The sequence below is a fragment of the Kocuria sp. genome (assembly GCF_030536815.1).
Lineage (GTDB): Bacteria > Actinomycetota > Actinomycetes > Actinomycetales > Micrococcaceae > Kocuria > Kocuria gwangalliensis.
Map to the genome: position 1 here is coordinate 1 of NZ_JAUNPE010000208.1, position 3,254 is coordinate 3,254.

Sequence of the window (3,254 nt, forward strand, 5' to 3'; positions counted from 1 at the left end):
CGGTGATTGCTGGGCAGCACCACCATGACTTCTTCATGAGCGAGGATGCAGGAATTGAGTTCCGCGGGAATGAAGTCCCAGCGTCCGATGACCAAATCCAGCGAGTCGTCCAGGAGCCGTTCCAGACCCAAGTGCGAGAACTGGGAACTGTGCAGCTCGAGCATGAGTCCCGGGCGTTTGGCCTTCACTTGTCTGGCGAGCTCGCCCACCTTGTGGTTGATGGACGCGCCGGCGAATCCCAGTCTCACCCGTCCGGTCTCGCCGCTCACGGCGTCCCTCACGGCCCGTTTGGCGTCCTCGGAGGTGGCCACGAGTCGCGTGGCCGGTTCGATCAATGCTTTGCCCGCCGGGGTCAACGCCACATGACGGGTACTGCGTTCGAACAGCTCCGCGCCCATGCTCTTCTCGAGTTGCTTGATGAGCCTGCTCAGCGGCGGCTGGGCCACCCGCAGCTTGGTGGCGGCCCGGCCGAAATGCAGTTCCTCCGCCACCGCGAGGAACGCCTTGGCCTGGTGAACCTCCATCATGGACCGCCTTTATTGCGTTTTGAGCATCACCGGGGGACGCAATTTATATTAGACAGAGCCTAATGCCGGTGGTTATGTGGTTCAAGACGCATCCGACTCCACCATTCGAGGTCACCTTCATGACGCTGCCCCTCACCGAGGCTCCCCGCGGTCCGCTCAGCGGAGTGATCATTGCCGATTTCACCCGCATTCTCGCGGGACCGTACTGCACCATGCTCCTGGCAGACATGGGCGCCACGGTCATCAAGGTCGAAGGGCCCGGCGGTGACGATTCCCGCCAGTGGATACCTCCCCACCGAGACGGCGTCAGCACCTACTTCTTGTCCGTGAATCGCAACAAGCATTCGGTGGTGCTGGATCTCAAAGACCCGGCGGATCTGGAGACAGCCCACCAGATCGTGGATTCCGCAGACGTTTTCGTGGAGAACTTCAAGCCGGGTGGCCTGGAGCGATTCGGGCTCGACGCCGCTTCGGTCGCCGAGCGTTGGCCTCACCTGATTCACGCCAGCATCACGGGGTTCGGAACCGAGGGTGGTCGCACCATGCCCGGTTACGACCTGCTGGTGCAGGGCATGTCCGGGTTCATGTCGGTCACCGGCAGCCCGGACGGCCCGCCGCAGCGAGCCGGAGTGGCCATGTTCGACGTGATCACCGGTTTGCACACCGCCCTTGGGATCATGGGTGCCCTGCATGAACGGGCCCGGTCCGGCCAGGGCCAACACCTGCAATTGGACCTGCTGTCCTCCGCACTGTCCGGCTTGGTCAATCAAACCACCGGCTACGCGGCATGCGGCAACGTACCCCGGCGCCTGGGCAACGATCACCCGAGTCTCTACCCCTACGGCCCATTCCCCACCGGCGACAAGGATCTGATCATTACCGTGGGCAACGACAACCAGTTCGCACGGTTGGTGAGCACGTTGGGTGTCCCGCACCTGGCGCAGGACGAACGCTTTGCCACCATGAAGGGCCGCAACAGCCACCGCGACGTTCTCCGGCCGATGCTGGTGGACGCACTGTCCGCCGCGACCGCGGACGAGTGGTTCACCACGTTGCAGGCCCAGGGCATTCCGTGCGCGCCCATCCTCGACATTGACGAGGGCATTGAATACGCGGACCGTCTGGGTCTGCATCCCGTGGTGGACACCGGCAGCGGGGACCAGGCCGTGCCGACCATCAAGAACCCCATCTCCTTCAGCCGCACGCCCGTCGGATACGACAAGGCGCCGCCCGCATTGGGCGCGGATCAGGCGGCCGTGCTCGCGTGGCTCGAGGAACGCCGTCGTGATGGAAGCCCGCGTAGTGACGGAAACCGTGATCGTGCAGCTCAACCCCGAATCCCAGAAACTCGAACCCCTGGATGACCACATGCGTCGGGCCCTGGGCGCCGCCCTGATCGCGCCACGGAACTGACCTTCTCCGCCGCACCGTTGCGGCAACCATCATGTGTTCCCTCAGACCGAAAGGCCCACCATGACCGCCATCATCGATCACCCCGACTTCTTTCTCCTGGACCAGGACCTCTCCCCCGAAGACATCGAGCTGCGGGACAAGGTGCGGGCCTTCGGCCAGAAGGAAATCCTGCCGACCATCAATGAGTACTGGGAGCGCGCCGAGCACCCTGAGCCGGTGTTCGCCAAGCTGCCGCAGTTGGGCATCATCGGGTCCTTCATTCCCGGCTACGGCTGCCCCGGGTTCTCACGTCAGACCGCGGGCATCGTGGCTCGCGAATTCGGTCGCATCGATGGCTCGTTCAACACGTTCTTGGGCGTGCACTCGAACCTGTGCATGGGAAGTATTTACATGCTCGGCAACGAGGAACAGCGCAACCGCTGGCTCCCCATCATGGCTACGCTCGAAAAGACCGGAGCCTTCGCGCTGACCGAACCGGACCACGGCTCCGACTCCGTCTCCCTGGAGACCTCCGCCCGTAAGGAGGGCAACCAGTGGGTCATCAACGGCCACAAGCGCTGGATCGGTAACGGTCACGCCGCGAACGTCATTGTGCTCTACGCCCGCGACGAGGCCGACGGCCAGGTCAAGGCGTTCGTGGTCGAGAAGCAGGACAACGGTGAGTACCCCGAGGGCTACCGTCCCGAGGTCATCAAGGGCAAGATCGCCAAGCGCGCCATCAACCAGGCGGACATCGTGATCGAGAACCTCAAGATCCCCGATGAGAACCGCCTGCCCAACTGCAACAGCTTCAAGGACGTGAACCTGGTTCTCAAAGCCACCCGCGGAGGCGCGTCCTGGGAGGCCCTGGGCCACGGCATGGCGGCCTTCGAGATCGCCGCGCGTTACGCCCTGGACCGCGAACAGTTCGGTGCTCCCATCGGAAGCTTCCAGCTCGTGCAAGAAAAACTCGCCACAATGCTGTCGGACCTCACCGCCATGCAGCTCATGTGCACCCGCATGGCCCACCTGGCGGAAAACGATCAGCTCACCGATGCCATGGCATCCATGGTCAAGATGTTCACGTCCCGCAAGGCCCTGGACATGTGCCGCACCGCTCGCGACATGCTCGCCGGCAACGGCATTCTGCTGGAGAACCACATTGGCCGCCACCTCACGGACATGGAGGTGGTCTCCACCTACGAGGGCACCGATTCCATGCAGGCGCTCATCGTGGGCCGCGAAATCACCGGGATCTCGGCGTTCACCCGCAAGCGCAAGTAGGTAGGACAGAGAAAGCTCGACGGCGCCCCGGCACGCACCTCGTGCCGGGGC

3 protein-coding genes are annotated in these 3,254 nt (G+C 63.6%); 2 read left to right on the plus strand and 1 reads right to left on the minus strand.

Annotation, left to right across the window (positions count from 1 at the left end; genetic code table 11):
* The coding region (locus Q4E95_RS12170; RefSeq protein ID WP_303383557.1) for a LysR family transcriptional regulator at positions 1-527 on the minus strand (527 nt) is incomplete at its 3' end.
* A 119-nt stretch (positions 528-646) separates the two neighbouring features.
* On the opposite strand from Q4E95_RS12170, the gene Q4E95_RS12175 reads away from it, so the two are divergent.
* Both Q4E95_RS12175 and Q4E95_RS12180 read left to right on the plus strand, forming a co-directional pair.
* On the plus strand, positions 647-1,891 hold the full coding sequence (locus Q4E95_RS12175) for a CaiB/BaiF CoA-transferase family protein (RefSeq protein WP_303383558.1): 1,245 nt from the start codon (positions 647-649) through the stop codon (positions 1,889-1,891).
* Positions 1,892-2,000: 109 nt separating this feature from the next.
* On the plus strand, positions 2,001-3,203 hold the full coding sequence (locus Q4E95_RS12180; protein WP_303383559.1) for an acyl-CoA dehydrogenase family protein: 1,203 nt from the start codon (positions 2,001-2,003) through the stop codon (positions 3,201-3,203).
* Positions 3,204-3,254 lie beyond the last annotated feature (51 nt).